The following is an 18146-nucleotide window of genomic DNA, read 5'->3' on the forward strand; positions in this document are numbered from 1 at the left end:
CTCGGGGTCATAAGCCAATCCGACTAGAAGGTTAAAAAGCAACCTTCAAGCCGGCTCGTCTTATGCCTGTCGCCGATAAGCGGGCGCCTTCCGCTTTTCTTAGTTAATCAAACGTTTAATTAGATAATTTGTGATATTAGGTACGATTTCTAGGGAATAGGTTAGTTCCATTCGCTCGTATTTTTTATGTGCATCATATCCGTATGGCCCTATATTTATGACGGGTACGTTTAATTCTCGAATTTTTTCGTAATCAACATAATGCTTTGTTCCCCAACCGGGATTATTATCAGCAACAGCCTTGATCCCAGTGTCATCATCACTTAATGCCACAAAACTCATATCTGAAATATACGGGAAGAAATTGCGGACAACAATTGGATGTGGATAATAAGGTTGAACCTGGTTAACTGCATGGTCCAAAGCCTCCATTAAATGCCGCTCATTTTCATTCTCCCCAGTTAATTGAACTCTTGGGGAATATAATGAAGAATAAAACAAAATAATCGTAGGAGACTGATTCTTCATCCATTTCCAAGCTTCTTCAACCACTCTAGCTGCATACATTCTAGTGTCCAATGTTTCATCTAATAGAAGTTCAGATTTAAATAACTCCATATGATTTTGATACTTAGTACCATGCTCATCTAGTAATCGTTCATTCATCTCTTCATAGGTTAACACATTAGGTTCCCACTTCACTTCTTTGAATGGTTCACCACTCATCTGACAATAAGTTTGGTAACGCTCCTTAAAAGTAAGGAGTGCCTGAGTAAACGCAATATATGCTTGTTCCTTCAGTTTAATTAATACGTCCTTTGGTGACCAAGAGTAAATAAAGAAATTATAGTAAACATAAGCGGAAAGGGCTGTTTGTACTGTATAGCTAGGCTTTAAATCGGTTTGTTTAAGAGAAACTGGAGGAACGGTAATTTCACCATCTGCTTCATTACATAGCTCTGGATTATAATTAATTTGTCTTGTTAATTCCGCAGCGATTAGGTTAGGGTCTAATCCTTCAAAACAAGAGCCAACATGTGTCTCTGCTCCTGTGATAAAAAAGGAAGGAAGAAGCTTTCCAGTTGTTCCTTTATAAATATAACGATTTTGATCTCCCTCATATCTTGGAGAAACGAAATCAGCATTTATTGCCGCGATATAGTCGAACTGTTGTTCCTGCTTCCATGCACTAAGTTGTTCTAAAGAAGATAAGATTCCTCGTGACCCATCTTCTTCATCACATTCAGAAACAAACACAAGATTACCATCCAATTCATCTGGATGCTCAGAATAATACTTTAGAAGGTACAAGTGACTTGCAAGGCCACTCTTCATATCTAGAACACCACGTCCAAACATCCAGTCCTCTGAGTCCGCATGTGCTTTAATATCAGTAGAAAGTGTTTCAGATTTTAAATGCTCTTTCAATGAATCTGGGGATGTCGCATATTCCTTTAAATGATTATAATCATCTATTCCAACTGTATCCATGTGTCCCATTAGAATGATTGTCTTCTGACTAGTTCCCTTCGTCCCTTTAACATATGCAAGCACGTTATATCGTTCCTGCTCGTCATCAACAGTTTGTGATTTGACTAACTGTTCGGGATGGTCAATGAAATAAGGAAAAGATGAGATCATTGTATGAATAACTTGGGCAATTTCCTTTTCACCAGATGTGTTCACAATGCTTTCTATATTCACTAACTGCTTGGTGAATAATAATAGTTCATCTCGGCATGATAGCATAAAAATCTCCTTTACTACGGTAAAATGGTAATAGTATGATTAAAAAATAACGTATTACCCCTTATATTACAAGAAATTGTCACTGTTCTCTAGATTAGTTCATGTAGCTTATCGTAATTGTGGTATAGTGGGGAGCGTAGAATTGAATTCATAGTTCACAAAGTGATAGAACACAATAAAGAATAATATGTAGTTAAAGGAGAATTTCATGGTTACGAATTGGCCAATTTTATCAAATATGAAACCTTTCATACAGGAAGCATGGGCAAAAGCAGGATTTAACGAAGCGACACTTATTCAACAAAAGGCAGTGCCATACATACTAGAAGGGCAAGATGTGATTGCAGAGTCTCCTACTGGAACAGGGAAAACACTCGCTTATTTACTGCCGATTTTGGATAAAATAGATCCAGAAAAAAGAGAAATACAAGCTGTTATCCTTGCTTCATCACATGAGCTGGTTATGCAACTATTTCAAGAATTTCAGAAGTGGTCTGAGGGTAGTGAAATCTATGGAGCAAGCTTCATTGGTGGCGCAAATGTTAAAAGACAGCTCGAAAAAATTAAGAAGAAACCACAAGTTGTGTTTGGTACTCCTGGAAGGGTATTGGAGTTAATCAAACAGAAGAAAATAAAAATGCATGAAGTCAAAACAGTTGTGCTTGATGAAGGAGATCAACTCCTAGTTCCTGAACATCTTCAAACAATGAAAGACATCATTAAGTCTACACTAAGAGATCGACAAGTCATTCTTTTTTCTGCAACATTAACAGAACAAGCTGAAGAAATTGTGAAGGGCATTGTCACTGAAAATGCGAAAACAATAAGAATAGATCGATCAGAGGTTACTACTGGATCCCAAGTAGACCATATCTATTTTGTTGCTGATGCTAGGGATAAGATAGAAGTGATTGCAAAGCTTTCTAGACTAGAATCTATACGTGGGCTTGTTTTTGTTAGAGATATAGGAAGCTTAAATGTGTTATCAGAAAAGCTTAACTTCAAAGGCGTCCATGTTGAAGTACTTCATGGTGATGTAAAGAAAACAGACCGTCAATTAGCATTATCAAACTTTAGAGCTGGTAAATCAAGTCTTCTTTTAGCAACAGATGTAGCTGCAAGGGGATTAGATATTCAAGGGATCACACATGTCATTCACTATGACTTACCGAAAGATATGACAGAATATACTCATCGTTCAGGCAGAACGGGCCGCCTAGGTTCAAGCTCTGGAACGGTTATTTCAATCATCTCGGGCAGGGAAGTAAAAGAATTTAAACAACTAACTCGCAAATTGAACATAGATGTAGAAGAAAAAGACTTTTTCAAAGGGAAAATAGTAGAAAAGAAAGAAGAAGTTAAGCGACCAGTAACAAATCATAAAAAACCTAAAGTAAATAGTAAGAATTCGAGAGGATAACCTTGTGTTATCTTCTTTTTTTAGGCTGATTTCTCAACGTTTGTTGTTTTAGTCAAAAAACTTTGGAATGGTCGTGATATAAGCAGGATGAATACACGTAGACTCCTGCGGGATCAGTGGCCAAAGTGAGACCCCACAGGAGCATCAGCGACGAGGAGGCTCACAGGTCACCCGCCGGACGCGGAGTGTATTCAGCCTGCGGCTTTGGAAGCAACCTCCGCTTTTCTTATTGTCTAGCTCCAGGCGCCATCGGCTCGGGGTCATAAGCCAATCCGTCTAGAAGGTTAAAAAGCACAACCTTCAAGCCGGCTCGTCTTATGCCTGTCGCCGATAAGCGGGCGCCCTCCGCTTTTCTTATTTGACTTTTTTGTGAAATGATTCACAAAAATAAGCCTAGGTGTGACAAACTTCACTAATGAAAAGTCAGAATCGAATTAAAATGAGTTTATTAAAACAATAACTAATTTCTAAAAATAGATGAAAATAAAAGTTGCGGAGGGCTAGCGATGGAAAAGAAAAAATTAGTCATGATTGGGAATGGTATGGCTGGGATTAGAACGATAGAAGAATTGCTAAAAGTAGCTCCAGATCAATACGAAATTACGATTTTTGGGAAGGAACCACACCCGAACTATAACCGAATTCAATTATCAACAGTGTTACAAGGTGATACAACGATTAATGATATTATCATGAATGATTGGGCTTGGTACGAAGAGAATCAAATTCAGTTATTTACTAATGAATCTATTGAGAAAATTGATAGTAACAATAAGCAAGTTGTTTCTGCCAAGGGGAGAGTTGTAAATTATGATGATTTAATTATCGCAACTGGTTCACGTTCTTTTATCCTACCTATTCCAGGAGCAGACAAAAAAGGAGTAGTAGGTTTTAGAGATATAGCTAATTGTGAAGAAATGATCAATACAGCTAAGGATTACAAGAAGGCAGTTGTCATTGGTGGAGGCTTACTAGGCTTAGAGGCTGCAAGAGGATTATTAAATCTTGGGATGACAGTGGATGTGGTACATTTGATGCCACATTTAATGGAAAGACAACTTGACGCAGTAGCTGCCAAGATGTTGAAAACAGAGCTTGAACAGCAGGGTATGAACTTCTTAATGGAAAAGAAAACAACTGAAATAATTGGCCAGGATAGAGTCACAGGTCTTAGATTTAGTGATGGATCAGAAGTGGAAGCAGACCTTGTTGTCATGGCGATTGGTATTACTCCTAATGTTCAAGTTGCAAAAGAAAGTGATATTTATATTAATCGAGCTATCGTAGTAAATGATTATATGGAAACAAATGTTAAACATGTATATGCAGTAGGGGAATGTGCAGAACATCGTGAAATTACCTATGGTTTAGTTGCTCCTTTATATGAACAAGGAAAGGTATTGGCTGAACATCTAGCTGGAAAACAACCAAAACCTTATGAAGGTACAATTTTAGGGACACAGTTAAAAGTATCAGGAGTAGACTTATTTTCAGCAGGTGAAATCTATGAAGATGAAACAACAAAATCTATTATTGTACAAAATGAATATGATGGAGTTTATAAAAAAGTACTGATTCGTGATCAAGTTTTAGCAGGAATTGTGCTTTATGGAGATACAAAAGATGGTAATCGACTATTTAAGATGTTAACAAACAAGGAAGATGTTAGTGGAATGACAAGTGTAAACATCCTTCATGGTGGATGTGGGGCAGTGGATGCTAGTAGTGATGTAGCTTCTATGCCAGATTCAGAGCTTGTATGTGGATGTAATGGTGTCACAAAAGGAACAATTGTAACTGCTATTAAGGAACAAGGATTATCCTCTGTGGAACAGGTGAGTAGCTGTACAAATGCAGGACGTTCTTGTGGTCGCTGTAAGCCAATGGTTGCCGATATCTTGGCATACACACTTGGAGATCAGTTTGATCAAACAAAGCAAAAGACAGCACTTTGTGGATGTACATCTTTAAGTAGAGATGAAGTAGTAGAGGAAATTAAAGCAAAGGGATTGCAATCTGTTAAAGAGGTTATGAATGTCCTAGAATGGAAGAATGAAGAAGGCTGTTCAAAGTGTCGTCCAGCAGTTAACTACTACCTTGGAATGATCCATGTTGACGATTATCATGATGCAAGAGATTCACGTTTAGTAAATGAAAAAATGCATGCGAATATCCAAAAGGACGGGACATACTCAGTTGTTCCAAGGATGTATGGTGGAGTAACGACAGCTGAGGATCTAAAGAAAATTGCAGAAGTTGCTGAGAAATATGATGTCCCATTAGTGAAATTAACAGGTGGTCAACGAATTGGTTTATTCGGAGTAAAGAAACAAGATCTACCTAGCATGTGGGAAGATTTAGGGATGCCATCTGGATATGCATACGGCAAGACACTCCGAACAGTTAAAACATGTGTTGGTGCAACATTCTGCCGCTTTGGTACGCAGGATTCAATGGGACTTGGAATTGAATTAGAGAAGAAGTTCGAACGTCTAGATACACCACATAAGGTGAAAATGGGTGTATCAGCGTGCCCGCGAAATTGTGCAGAAGCAGGAATTAAGGATTTAGGCTTTGTTGGAATAGATGGTGGCTGGGAAATTTACGTTGCCGGTAATGGTGGTGTCGATTTAAGAGCTGCTGACCTTCTTTGTACGGTGAAAACAAAGGAAGAAGTAATGGATATCTCAGGTGCCTTTATTCAATATTACCGTGAAACAGCTAACTATTTAGAGCGTACAGCTCCATGGATTGAAAGACTAGGATTTGAGCATATCAAGCAAATTTTAGAAGACGAAATGAAGCGCAACGAACTAAACGAACGTTTGGATAAAACATTAAAAAGGTACAATGAACCGTGGCAAGAAGCAATTGAAAATAAAGAGATCCAAGATAAGTATTATACAACAATTAGTATTCCAGAAATGAATTAGGGTGAGGTGAAGATAATGGTTCAATCTACAACGGTGATAGAAGCTGCGAAATATAGTGAAATCCCATTAGGGACAGGGCTTGTCATTAATTTGGAAAAAGAGAATATTGCATTGTTTAGATGCTCAAATGGGTCGGTTTTTGCGATTGAAAATAAAAGTCCACATCCGAAGGGTGGAACACTTGCAGAAGGTTTAGTCAGTGGTGAGTATGTATTCTGTCCATTATATGATTGGAAAATTTCGTTACAATCTGGTGAAGTTCAAGCACCTGATGAAGGGAAATTAAGAACTTTCCCTGTAAAAGTCGAAGAAGGAATAGTATATTTAACTATATGATAGAAGAAGTTGGGAGCGACTTATAAAGTTTGCTCCCATCTTTATTAATTGGATGTAAGGGTGGGGAAGAATGACAAACGGTAAGGTATATTTAGTTGGGGCTGGCCCTGGTGACTTAAAGCTAATGACTATTAAAGGTAGAGAAGCAATTGAGAAAGCAGATGTCATTCTATATGATCGTCTTGTTAACCCGAAACTACTTGATTTTTCTTCAAATCGATGTGAATTGATTTACTGTGGCAAACTACCTGATCGTCATACTCTTAGACAAGAGGAAATTAATGAGTTATTAGTAAGCAAAGCTCTTGAAGGAAAAACCGTTATTAGATTAAAGGGAGGAGATCCAGGTGTCTTTGGTCGGGTTGGAGAAGAGGCAGCTGAACTCGTAAGACATGAGATAGCTTTTGAGATCATTCCTGGGATTACTTCCGGTATTGCAGCACCGCTTTATGCTGGGATTCCGGTTACACACCGAGAATATGGTGAAACCTTTGCGATTGTGACTGCACACGATAAAACTCACTCAAATATTAATTGGGAGGGCTTGGCAAAAGGAATCGATACCATCGCTTTTTATATGGGAGTGGGTAATCTGCCTTCAATTTGTGAGAATTTGATTCAGTATGGAAAAACGGCAAGTACACCAGTTATATTAATTCAATGGGGGACATTTGGTCGCCAAAAAGTTGTTGAAGGTACACTAGATAATATTGCCCAAAAGGCAAAGGATGAGAACTTAACAAACCCTGCCATTACATTAGTCGGGGAAATTGTTGCGTTAAGGAGCCATTTAAAGTGGTTTGAAAATAAAGTGTTATTTAGTAAACAAATTCTATTAGCAAGGACAGGCATTTTACCGAGTAATTTAGCTAACGAACTAACAGAATATGGGGCAGACGTGATCGAGTTTCCTAAATGGAGTAAGAGTGAACCTATTCTTGATGATCAAATCTTAAATTCCCTTGAACAATTTGATCATATATTATTTACTTCACCTGAATGTGTTGAAGAATTCTTCACAGTGCTCATAAAAACCGGACGAGATATTAGAGACTTAAAAGCTAAGGTGTATGGTGCATCCACTAAATCAACGAATGCATTAAGACAGAAAGGATTGTTAGCCAATGTATCAACAGAAGAAGAAATTCCTGCAGGAAAGCTTCTTGTTGTAAAGTTGGAGCATGAAGTTATTCCTGAAAAGCCTTTATTGAATAGAAAAAATGATGAAATTTATACGATTAGTAAATTAAGTATGGATGAAGGACATTTACCGATTTATAAGAGAATGATGGATGAAGCTTCTATTAATACTGTAATTTTTCCAAGTAGTCGATCAGTGCAGTGCTTATTAAAGGGATTGGAGTATAGTCAAATAGATTCTAAGTCATTTTTATCTTCTAAGAGAATTGTTTGTATGGGAGAGAAAACAAAAGCGGCATTAAATGCTCAAGAAGTTATACCAGACGTAATTTCTGAACATGCTTCAATTGAGTCTCTACTGAATAGCCTCGTAAATAATATAGATTAATTTGGGAGTGGATAAGAAAATGGAAGCACTGATCTATGCTAGCCATGGGAGTAGAACTGAATCAGGAAATACACAGTTTCTCAACTTTGTGAAGGAAATGATGCCAATTGTAAAGGTTCCTCTGCAAAGCTTCGGTTTTTTAGAAGGAATTAAACCCTCTATTTTTGAGGCGATTTCAACGGCCATTTTCCAAGGAGCTACATCGGTTACAATTATGCCGGTGCTCCTTTTAACAGGTTCTTTTGCAAGTAAAGATATGCCTGCTGAGATTACAAAAGCAAAAGAGATGTTTCCGACGATCCCTTTTTACTATGGTCAGCCCTTCGGTTATGATGAAATACTTATTCAAATACTCAATGATCGATTAGAAAAGAAAATGCATAATAACAGAAAGTTTAAAGCAGTACTGTTAGTAAGTCATGGTAGCTATGATGAGAATGCACACGATCAATTTGAGGAGATTGCTCAAAAGCTCAGATTTAACAAGCCATTCGATGTATTTACTTGTTATTTAAATATGGCAAAACCCTCTTTAGAAAATGAATTAGAAAATATACTAAATCAACCTTATGAAGAAGTATATATTGTTCCCTATCTCTTATATTCTGGGGGATTCACGATTGAAATTGAAAATATCACGTCTAAATATCAAGAGTCTTATCTAGATAAAAACGTGATTCTCTGTGAATTAGTAGGATTTGATGATAAATTAAAAGACCTATTTCTCCGGAGAATTACAGAAGTACAGCCATTAGTGTAGTATTACGATAAATCACCTCAAGGTAAGAGCGAATGTAATTACCTATGAAAATAACCCTCCTAATGAAGTCTCGTCTGAATAAAAACGGGGCTTTTGTTGTACATTAATATGGAAATAAATCCATTACTACAAATTAGTACCAATTTAGGAGGTCTCCATGAAAGAATTACATACTTTTGGTTGGTATGCCGCTCGAATCAAACCACATCTTCCCAAGGAAGCATTTAAACCTGTACCAGCTCGCCTATGGGGTGGACTAGCATACCTATTGGTGACAGTTGCTGGATTTTTAGCAATTGGGTTATTTGATTTGCATGTTGTCTTAAATGTATTGATTGCATGTGTGTTAGGTGCAAGCTTTGCTGCAATGGGCTTTTTAGGTCATGAAATTTTACACGGTACGGTTGTAAGGAAAGGGTGGCTACGTGATCTTTTAGGTGCAATCGCGTTCTTTCCTCTTAGCACTGGTCCGAGTCTTTGGAGAAAGTGGCATAATCTTACACATCATGTTCATACACAGGACGATGAGAATGATCCTGACTCATGGCCGACATTAGAAAAAATGTTAAAACAGCCATTTTTCAGATGGGTATATAGAATTCCATTACCGGTTCGCGCGTTTTTCAGTTTTTGTTCATTAGCGATTCAATTTTCAGCACATTCCGCAAAAATGTTTGGTGTATACATAAAAGAATTTAATGTAAAAAAACGTCCGAAGGTGTGGCTAGAATTAATTTTACCGTGGGCAACATGGATCAGTATACTATTTATATTAGGGCCAATAAAATGGTTTTTTGCGTTTTTACTTCCTTTACTTATCGCGAATTTTATCGTGATGAGTTATATTTCAACAAATCATCGCTTAAATCCATTAGTGCCAGTAAATGATCCTTTAGCAAATAGCTTAACCGTAACAGTCCCAAAATGGGTTGATGTGTTACATTTTAACTTTTCTTATCATACCGAGCATCATTTATTCCCGGGAATGAGTTCGAAATTCTATCCTTTAGTGAAAGAGCATATTAAAAAAATGTGGCCAGATCGATATCACGAAATGCCTATGATTAAAGCAATGATTGCTCTATGGAAAACACCAAGGCTATATTTTCAAGGTAACGAACTCGTCGATCCAAGAAAAGGGGCTCTATACGGTTCGCTTGGCAATGGGCTAGATCCGGCTCGAATTATGGCTAGATCATCGATGTTAAAACAGGAAACAGAGGTATCTGACGAGTTTGTTAATAAGGAATCAAACGATAAAACCATATAAAAAAACTGACCGTAATTGGTCAGTTTTTTTTTGTTATATATGAAATACGAAAACAATGTACCTGATATAGTATTGGACAAAATTATTGCTTGGATCGTGAGTTTTGTCTAATAGAGGTCTTCTATTGAACAAAAGCCATAGCTTGAATTGATAGTTTGTCCAATAGAGGTCTTCTATTGAACAAAACTCATAGCTTGGATCAGTAGTTTGTCCAATAGAGGTCTTCTATTGAACAAAACACATAGCTAGGATCGATAATTTGTCCAATAGAGGTCTTTTATCGAACAAAACACATTGCTTGACTCGATAATTTGTCCAATAAAGGTCTTCTATTGAACAAAACACATAGCTGGACTCGATAGTTTGTCTAATAGAGGTCTCCTTAAAACACCTTGGTAGTCCAGGTTTCACAGTTCCATACATCTGTTACAATATCTTGATAAAATTCAGGTTCATGGGATATGAGTATGATTGAACCTTTGTAAGCTTGTAATGCTCGCTTTAGTTCATCTTTTGCTTCAACGTCTAAATGGTTGGTCGGCTCATCAAGCACAAGGATATTTGTTTCATTATTAATGAGCTTACATAAACGCACCTTCGCTTTTTCCCCACCACTTAATACTTCAATTTTACTTTCAATATGTTTTGTAGTTAGTCCGCATTTTGCTAAAGCTGCACGAATTTCAGCTTGATTATAGGAAGGGAACTCGTTCCATACCTCTTCAATACATGTATTATAGTTAGCTTCTTTTATTTCTTGCTCAAAATAGCCAATGTATTGATAATCCCCACGTTCGACTTCACCTTCTAAAGGCTTGTTTATACCTAAAATGCTTTTTAGTAATGTTGTTTTACCAATTCCATTTGCACCAACTAAGGCAACCTTTTGTCCACGTTCCATCTTAAGATTTAAAGGTCTGGACAATGCCTCAGTATAACCAATAACAAGATCCTTCGTTTCGAAAATAAGCTTACTAGAAGATCTAGCTGCTTTGAAATGAAACTCTGGTTTTGGTTTTTCTTTGGCAAGCTCAATGACATCCATCTTATCGAGCTTCTTTTGGCGGGACATTGCCATATTTCTAGTGGCTACACTCGCTTTATTACGAGCAACAAAGTCTTTTAATTTTGAGATTTCCTGTTGCTGTCTTTTATAAGCAGACTCTAGTTGCTGTTTTTTCATTTCATGAACTTGCAAGAAATTGTCGTAATCCCCAACATAACGGTTTAACTCTTGATTTTCCATATGATAGATTAGGTTAATTACACTATTAAGGAAAGGAATGTCATGAGAAATTAGGATAAATGCATTTTCATATTCTTGTAAATATCGTTTTAGCCAAACAATATGTTGCTCATCAAGATAGTTAGTCGGCTCATCTAGTAATAAGATATCTGGTTTTTCTAATAAAAGCTTAGCTAGAAGAACCTTAGTACGCTGCCCACCACTTAGGTCATGAACATCGCGTTCTAATCCTATATCCTCTAACCCTAGACCTCTTGCAATTTCCTCAACCTTTGCATCAATTGTGTAAAAATCATTGTTTGTTAGGATATCCTGAAGAACTCCAACTTCTTCTAAAAGCTGTTCTAGTTCTTCAGGTGTTGCTTCACCCATTTTGTTATAATTTTCATTTATTTCTGCTTCAAGGTTAAAAAGGTATTGAAATGCACCCTTAAGCACATCACGAATCGATGATCCGCGCTCGAGTGCCGCGTGTTGATCAAGATAACCAACTCGAACATTCTTTGACCATTCTACTTTTCCATCATCTGGTTGAAGTTGACCTGTAATGATATTCATAAAGGTTGATTTACCCTCACCATTTGCACCAATTAATCCAACGTGTTCACCCTTAAGTAATCGGAAAGAAACATCATTGAAAATAGCACGGTCACCAAAACCGTGACTCAAGTTTTTAACTGCTAATACACTCATGTATAAATACTCCTTTATCTATGAAGGATTTGTTAAATTTTTAATATAAAAAACATACATATACGATTATATATGAGATTTCACATGGATAAAAGATTGCTATTCGAATTTTAGATTGTAAATTTTCACTAAAAACATAAATTTTAACAATATTTCTATGACTTGTCTCATATTCTTTAATTATTAAGCAATTTAGTGAAGGGGACATGACAACATGAGTACATTTCTAAAAGGTACTATTGTTCTAATATTAGTAGCATTTATAGGTGAATGTATAGAGTTTTTATTAAACATGGTTCTTGCCAAAGAACTAGGTGAGGTTGGAATGGGGTTGTATATGACGATTCTGCCGTCTATTTTTTTGGTCGTCATTTTAGCTAGTTTAGAATTACCCATTTCGGTTTCAAAGCTAATTGCTGAGCATGAGCAAAAATACCATCGACATATGCTTCAACATATTATGAAAATAACAATCATCATGACAACTATTTTTTTACTTTTAAGTGTACTTATTTTACCGTATGTTTCAGTATTTGATGACTATCATCCATATGTACGTTGGTTAGTTGTTGCATTAATCCCACTTATTTCATTTACATCAATCGCTCGTGGCTATTTTATGGGCGTACAAAAAATGGGGAAGATTGCTTTTTCTAACTTTTTGAGAAAAGCCATTCAGTTAATTCTACTTGTGTTTATCTTTCAGATGTTTGATTTGAATTTGGACTATGCGATCCTTATAGCTCTTTCTACGTTGGTTATTAGTGATATTTTCGTATTTGGTTACCTAATCTATGAGTATATTGTTCGGGTTCGCTTTTTGAATAGACAACCTAAAGAAAAAGTCAGTAAGAGGACTGTTAGTAAACAATTGATGTCCGTGTCAATTCCGACAACTGGCTTAAGAATTTTTCACTCTGTTACACATGCGATACAGCCGTTTCTTATAAAGGCTGCACTTATAAGAGCGGGGATGCCAGCAGCTGTTGCGACAGAGCATTATGGATTACTAGCAGGAGTTGCACTAACAATAGGGTTTTTTCCAGCGTTTATTGCACATTCACTGTTAATTGTTCTAATTCCAACAGTATCAGAGGCATATGCTAAGGGTGATTTGACTAAATTGCAGCATCTACTCCAGAAAGTACTTAGGTTTACAATGCTCTACGGTGTACCAGCAATTGCTGTCTTCTATTTCTTTGCAGAGCCCTTAACCCATTTATTCTTTGAATCAACTGCAGCAACCATTTATCTTCAAATGCTATGGCCATATTTTTTGTTTCATTTTTTTGTGATACCAATGCAGGCATACTTAATTGGACTAGGCTTATTAAAGGATGCATTTTTTCATACAGTTTGGTCCCATGTTATCGCATTTTTAGTTATGTTTATTCTAGGTTCCCTCCAGCAACTCCGTATGGAAGGAATTATAATCGGTATGAATATGGGGGCAGTTTTATTGACCTTGATGCATTATGTAACCATCTGTAAAAAGATTGGGTTGACAGTATTTCTTAAGATTCCAATAAAGACTTATAATTAAATAGCTTTTTCCCAAAGTTTGTTGTTTTAGCGAGGAGGCTCACTGGTCACCCGCCGGACGCGGAGTGTATTCAGCCTGCGGCTTTAAAAGCAACAATCTATATGAATAGCTATTTAAAAAGAACATTCATATTTTAAGCCCTTAAGGATTGTTCAATCTTTGTATACATGTTATGATTAAGTTGATTAATGTCTATCAGTCATTAATTTTGTTTTCACCACCATTTTAAATGATCATTCCGGTAATTAAATAAAAAATATTAATGGTAAATGGAAGAAAAATATATAGTCTATCCATGGCCTAACTTCTTTTAGAGGTTAGGCCTTTTTATGTATTTATATTAGATATGGAAATAAGTAGGGGGATTCATGAGTAGAAACATAGATAACATTATAGATCAGCATGAAGAGTTAACTATGATTAGTAGCTATACTAGTAAACTTATTAAAAAAACATTTGGAAAAGGTCCAGAAAGTTGCTTTAGTCAACTATCAGATCAATATATTGTTATTTATATTAAGAAATTTATGACTCCAATTGAGGAAGTACTAGTTAGTAAGGGAAAGCTCACACTTGCAGAATCTATTCGTAATACAGTGATGAAAGAAATTTACTTATCACTCACAGATACCCTTCATAATACTTTGGGTAAGAAGGTCTATAAATTTTATACAGACTGGGATTACATAAATAATATAGGTGTAATTTGGGGCGAATGGGAAGAAAGTACTCCTTCAAATAAGGAACTACCTATAGCAAAAAGTCTGAAAAGCCAGGTCCTACTGTATGGTCAGGAGCTTTTTCAGGAGATTACTGACCTTTCTATTGAACGGATTGGCCACACTGTTTATTTGGCAAAATGTAATGTGGATCTATTGCCAATTGAAAAGGTACTGTTAGAAAAAGGATTAGTCGAACTTTTAAAAGAGAATGAGAGAGAAGTAAGACATTTTTATAGCTCTCGCAAGAAATCGCTAGAAAAGGTTTTTAACAGGGAGATCGAAGCAATTTTCATGTGTTGGGATTATTCAATGAACTCATTCTATATTCTGTTTATTCTTAAATCGTAGTATAAATAACCCATATTTCACCAATAATATGGATTATACAGGATAAAGTCATGCGAAATTTGTCATTAATAAATCATTTGACATTAAGGCAATTATGATACAATGGTTATGACCAGTGTCATTAAAGTCAATGGTTAATTATGAATCTTTATCCAAATGAGGTAGGGATTGATGAACATACAAGATCAATTAAAGTACATAAGCAGTTATACAAGTAAATTACTTAGACAAACCTTTGGACGTGGTCCAGAATCATGTTTTGCAGCTACCGCTGATCATTACTTAGTGATGAATATTAGAGGGTTCATCTCACCTTTGGAAGATGTACTACTGCAAAATGGAAAATCTGCTGATGTTGATCGGACAAGGAATACGATTATCAAGAGTTTAATGAATGAACTACGGGGTGTTATCCATGTAACAATGGACGCTGAGGTTCAATCGTTCTACCATGATTGGAATTTCCCCAATAACAGGGGAGTTATAATATTAGAGCTTGATAAGATCCTAATTCCTTCTGAAGTGAATTCCACGATTAATTATGGGGCAGTAGAAAAGGAAGTAGCTCGTATAAGTAATTTGGTTCAAAAAGTACCAGAGGCAATACATATTTCACAAATTACGCCTAAGATCTTGATTGTCAAAAGATCTGGTATTTTGGTTCCTATTGAGAAAGCCTTGTTACAAAAAGGTTTTAAGGATGAACTTTACGTAACAAAAGATGATCTTGAAAAAATGTACTTTCATAAAGATGGCAATTTCGATGAAATACTTGGTCAAGCAGTGACAGATATTTTTATTGATTGGCATTTTGAACAGGATAATAGCTTAATGTGCTTTATTTTAAAGCAATAGTACATGGTAAATGTGAGAATAAATGTCTCAAACATGACCTAACTTCTTTATAGGAGTTAGGTCTTTTTATTTGGACAGGTTTATACACACTTAGGAGGTTAATAGGTGAATAAGAGAAAAGGAAAGAATGCTCATATATGGCTTATTCTAGGAGGCTTATTCCTTGTTACCAATCAAATGGTTAGCTTGATGGCCAACAATTTATATATGATTAAAGTTTGGTCTCTATGTTTCAGTTTTTTGTTTATAGGCATTTTTATTCTGTTATTTTTATCGAAAAAAACAGAGCAAGACCATAATCATATGATCTTAAAAAAAATTGTAGAAAAGACTCCTTTTGGATATGTGCTAACCTCAAAAGGAAAGGTTTTATATGTAAATAATGCTAGTCTTGCTATGTTTGGTGCCAGTAAAAAAGAGCAAATCTTAAGGCATCATCTTTCTGAATTTCTAGGGTTAGGTCTACGAGAGTTTCATAGGTGGAAACAAGTAAATATTGAGGAAACAATTGAGACGAAAATCTTAAAAGTAGATGGGAACAAATTAGATGTGGAGCTAATATCGATGACAATCGATGAGAAACATCAGTTCTTTGTCATGAGGGATATTAGTGAGAGTAGGAAGAGTAATGAGATCATACAGCAATCTGAAAAGTTATCAGTTGTAGGTGAGTTAGCTGCTGGGATTGCTCACGAAATCCGAAATCCACTGACTAGTTTAAAAGGGTTTCTTCAATTGATTGAGCATGGCACTACAGATGAAAATGCTCGAAAAAGTTATTCAAAAGTGATGTTAGCTGAGATTGAACGCATAAACAAGATTGTTGGGGAATTATTATTTTTATCTAAGCCGCAAAAAGTCGAATTAGCTCAATGTAACTTAATGAATCTATTAGAATCAGTTATTTTTCTCTTAAATACTCAAGCAATACTTTACAATATTCAAATTCAATTACTAGGTCATGATCGAGGGAGAAATATGGTGATCTATTGTGATGAGACAAAAATAAAGCAGGTATTTATTAACTTGTTAAAAAATAGTATTGAATCAATGAAGGTAGGCGGTGTTATACAGATAATAGTTAATACAAATGATGACAATAGTGTCCACATTCAGGTGGTTGATCAAGGATATGGTATACCTAAGGAGAAGCTTGAATATATAGGAAAAGCCTTTTATTCCTCCAAAGAAGGGGGTACAGGTCTGGGATTAATGGTGAGTAGGCGGATTATTCATGACCATGAAGGCGAGTTGACCATTGATAGTCTTGAAAATCAAGGAACAACTGTTAGTGTATCCCTACCGGTTGCAAGATAAAAGGGGAATTTATTAAAAAGCAATAAAGCATACGAAAGATTGCCTTTCTAAATGTTGTGATAAAGGAAGAATAATAAATATACACGCATACTCTATAACTAGATGCTAAAACTAGTATCATTATGTTTTCCTTAAATTGGAGGATAATCAAATGATAACCATTAAAGAGATCGAGGAAGCAAAGAGCAAGATGAGAGGAATTGTACATTATACACATCTAGATCATTCTAGTACATTTAGTAGGCTTAGTAATAATGAAATTTATCTTAAGCTTGAAAACCTTCAAAAAACAGGGTCTTTTAAGGTGAGGGGATCTTATAATAAAATGATCTCCCTTAGCAAGGAAGAACTTGAAAGAGGGGTAATAGCGGCATCAGCGGGTAATCATGCCCAAGGAGTTGCATATTCGAGCAGCCAATTAAATGTACCATGTACAATTGTGATGCCAAAGGGAGCACCCCTAAGTAAAATTGAAGCAACGAGAAGATATGGTGCTAACGTGGAGCTACAAGGCACAACCTTTGATGAAGCACTTGAATATGCGATTGGACTTCAGAAGGAGATTGGTGCAACCTTTGTTCATCCGTTCGATGATGATGCAGTAATTGCTGGACAAGGTACAGTTGGAATTGAAATATTTGAACAACTACCATCGATTGATGCGGTAGTTTGTCCAGTAGGTGGAGGCGGGTTAATTGCCGGAATCGCTCTAGCCTTGAAAACGCTTAAACCCTCTATAAAGGTATATGGTGTTGAATCAAATGCTTGTCCTAGTATGAAAGCATCTTTACAAGCTGAGAAGCCTGTAATATTCGAGGCACTCCCAAGTATGGCTGATGGAATTGCAGTGAAAAAGCCTGGTCACCTAACTTTTGAATTAATTCAAAAGTATGTTGATGCGATTTACACAGTCGAGGAAATGGAAATAGCACGTACAATGCTGCTATTACTCGAACGTAACAAGCTTTTGGCGGAAGGGTCAGGAGCAGTCTCCTTAGCAGCACTTCTATATCATAAGATTCCTATAGAAGGTAAAAATGTTGTTCCTATAATTACTGGTGGAAATGTTGACATGAACTTTATTTCCCGAATTATTGAGCATGGGATGGTAGAGTCTGGAAGATATTTATCATTAATCACAACAATTCCAGATAAACCAGGAAATTTACAAAAGCTTCTACAATTGATTGCAGATTTAGATGGGAATGTCTTAAATATTAATCATCAGCGAATTGGTGCAAGGGTGTTTCCAGGGCAGACTCAAATACAGCTCTCGCTAGAGACTAAAAACCATGCCCATATCGATCAAATTACCCAAAAGATTAAGGATGAGGGGTACAGTGTGGAAGTTGTACTTTAATTTCTTGTAATGTCTTTAAGAGATAGTGATGAAAGACAAAATAGCTGGTAAGCACGTGAAAAAGTC

The 18146-nt window shown here is 36.2% G+C and carries 13 protein-coding genes; 11 read left to right on the plus strand and 2 right to left on the minus strand.

Annotated features, from left to right (window positions below; all coding sequences use genetic code 11):
* Positions 1-99: 99 nt before the first annotated feature.
* Positions 100-1749, minus strand: coding sequence for a M20/M25/M40 family metallo-hydrolase (locus BLQ56_RS18445; RefSeq protein ID WP_090857881.1), 1650 nt, complete (start codon positions 1747-1749; stop codon positions 100-102).
* A gap of 208 nt (positions 1750-1957) precedes the next feature.
* On the opposite strand from BLQ56_RS18445, the gene BLQ56_RS18450 reads away from it, so the two are divergent.
* From BLQ56_RS18450 to desB, 6 genes are all read left to right on the plus strand, one after another.
* Complete coding sequence (locus BLQ56_RS18450; protein ID WP_090857884.1) at positions 1958-3169, plus strand: DEAD/DEAH box helicase; 1212 nt, start codon at positions 1958-1960, stop codon at positions 3167-3169.
* A 506-nt stretch (positions 3170-3675) separates the two neighbouring features.
* Positions 3676-6102 carry a nitrite reductase large subunit NirB gene (nirB, locus tag BLQ56_RS18455; protein ID WP_090857887.1) on the plus strand — a complete coding sequence of 809 codons (2427 nt, stop codon included), beginning with the start codon at positions 3676-3678 and terminating at the stop codon, positions 6100-6102.
* 15 nt (positions 6103-6117) lie between these two features.
* Complete coding sequence (gene nirD, locus BLQ56_RS18460; protein ID WP_090857890.1) at positions 6118-6438, plus strand: nitrite reductase small subunit NirD; 321 nt, start codon at positions 6118-6120, stop codon at positions 6436-6438.
* Positions 6439-6508: 70 nt separating this feature from the next.
* The gene (cobA, locus tag BLQ56_RS18465; RefSeq protein ID WP_090857893.1) at positions 6509-7966 is read left to right on the plus strand and encodes a uroporphyrinogen-III C-methyltransferase; all 1458 of its coding nucleotides are present in this window, start codon (positions 6509-6511) and stop codon (positions 7964-7966) included.
* A gap of 19 nt (positions 7967-7985) precedes the next feature.
* On the plus strand, positions 7986-8726 hold the full coding sequence (locus BLQ56_RS18470; RefSeq protein WP_090857896.1) for a sirohydrochlorin chelatase: 741 nt from the start codon (positions 7986-7988) through the stop codon (positions 8724-8726).
* A 157-nt stretch (positions 8727-8883) separates the two neighbouring features.
* The gene (gene desB, locus BLQ56_RS18475) at positions 8884-9996 is read left to right on the plus strand and encodes a Delta(10) desaturase DesB (protein WP_090857898.1); all 1113 of its coding nucleotides are present in this window, start codon (positions 8884-8886) and stop codon (positions 9994-9996) included.
* A 382-nt stretch (positions 9997-10378) separates the two neighbouring features.
* Here the strand turns inward: desB and BLQ56_RS18480 are convergent, their stop codons facing one another.
* A complete protein-coding gene (locus BLQ56_RS18480; RefSeq protein ID WP_090857901.1) occupies positions 10379-11935 on the minus strand; it encodes an ABC-F family ATP-binding cassette domain-containing protein in 1557 nt (518 codons plus the stop codon).
* Between the two features lie 214 nt (positions 11936-12149).
* On the opposite strand from BLQ56_RS18480, the gene BLQ56_RS18485 reads away from it, so the two are divergent.
* From BLQ56_RS18485 to ilvA, 5 genes are all read left to right on the plus strand, one after another.
* Positions 12150-13478 (plus strand): polysaccharide biosynthesis protein, encoded by a 1329-nt coding sequence (locus BLQ56_RS18485; protein ID WP_090857904.1) that lies wholly within the window; start codon positions 12150-12152, stop codon positions 13476-13478.
* 368 nt (positions 13479-13846) lie between these two features.
* Positions 13847-14548 carry a Na-translocating system protein MpsC family protein gene (locus BLQ56_RS18490; protein ID WP_090857907.1) on the plus strand — a complete coding sequence of 234 codons (702 nt, stop codon included), beginning with the start codon at positions 13847-13849 and terminating at the stop codon, positions 14546-14548.
* 171 nt (positions 14549-14719) lie between these two features.
* Positions 14720-15403 (plus strand): Na-translocating system protein MpsC family protein, encoded by a 684-nt coding sequence (locus BLQ56_RS18495; RefSeq protein ID WP_090857910.1) that lies wholly within the window; start codon positions 14720-14722, stop codon positions 15401-15403.
* Between the two features lie 105 nt (positions 15404-15508).
* Complete coding sequence (locus tag BLQ56_RS18500) at positions 15509-16720, plus strand: ATP-binding protein (RefSeq protein WP_090857913.1); 1212 nt, start codon at positions 15509-15511, stop codon at positions 16718-16720.
* A gap of 151 nt (positions 16721-16871) precedes the next feature.
* The gene (ilvA, locus tag BLQ56_RS18505) at positions 16872-18080 is read left to right on the plus strand and encodes a threonine ammonia-lyase (protein ID WP_090857916.1); all 1209 of its coding nucleotides are present in this window, start codon (positions 16872-16874) and stop codon (positions 18078-18080) included.
* Positions 18081-18146 lie beyond the last annotated feature (66 nt).

It is taken from the genome of Litchfieldia salsa, assembly GCF_900104555.1.
GTDB lineage: Bacteria > Bacillota > Bacilli > Bacillales > Bacillaceae_L > Litchfieldia > Litchfieldia salsa.